Origin of the sequence: Halobellus sp. Atlit-38R, assembly GCF_003665925.1 — an archaeon.
Lineage (GTDB): Archaea > Halobacteriota > Halobacteria > Halobacteriales > Haloferacaceae > Haloquadratum > Haloquadratum inordinatus.
Genome location: NZ_QXIJ01000179.1, coordinates 1 through 542 on the forward strand (window position 1 = coordinate 1; position 542 = coordinate 542).

The window sequence follows — 542 nt, forward strand, 5'->3', positions numbered from 1 at the left end:
GGCGTTGTGCGCGTCCATCCCGCGCCCCTGCTCGTACGCGTCGGGGCTCGGCTGGCTCATTGCCGGGAGAAGCGGTCGCGGGCGTAAAGGGGTGTCGTCATCGCCGGCCACGTCGCGTCCGTATCGCCGCCCATGTCGCGTTCTCATCGGGATCAGTCACGTCGCCGCGGTCGCGGTCGGCCGCGAGTCAGACGACGTGGGTCGATCCCGCGCCCGCCGCCCGGAGACGAACGTTTGCGAAGAATTCTCAAACGTGTCGAACTGATAAATATATATTATTTCATAGAAAGATTTTATAAACATCCCTAAGTGGAAGAATTCGATGTCACGGGACCGTGACTACGGACGGCGTGACGTACTGCGAGCGGGTGGAATCGTACTCGGCGGGTCGCTCGTCTCCGGCTCGGCGGCGGCCGCGGACGGCGAGGGAGCGACGACGCTCACCGTCCTGTCGTACAACGACATCCAGACGGCGGCGGCGCAAGACGGGAACTTCCCGCGGCTGGTGACGCTCATCGAGCAGCGGCGGGCGGCGGCCGACG

At 64.8% G+C, this 542-nt stretch carries 1 pseudogene; it reads left to right on the top strand.

Going from position 1 to position 542, the window contains the following annotated elements:
* Positions 1–322: 322 nt before the first annotated feature.
* Positions 323–542 (top strand): annotated as a pseudogene (locus D3D02_RS18810) (bifunctional metallophosphatase/5'-nucleotidase); the annotation flags it as partial.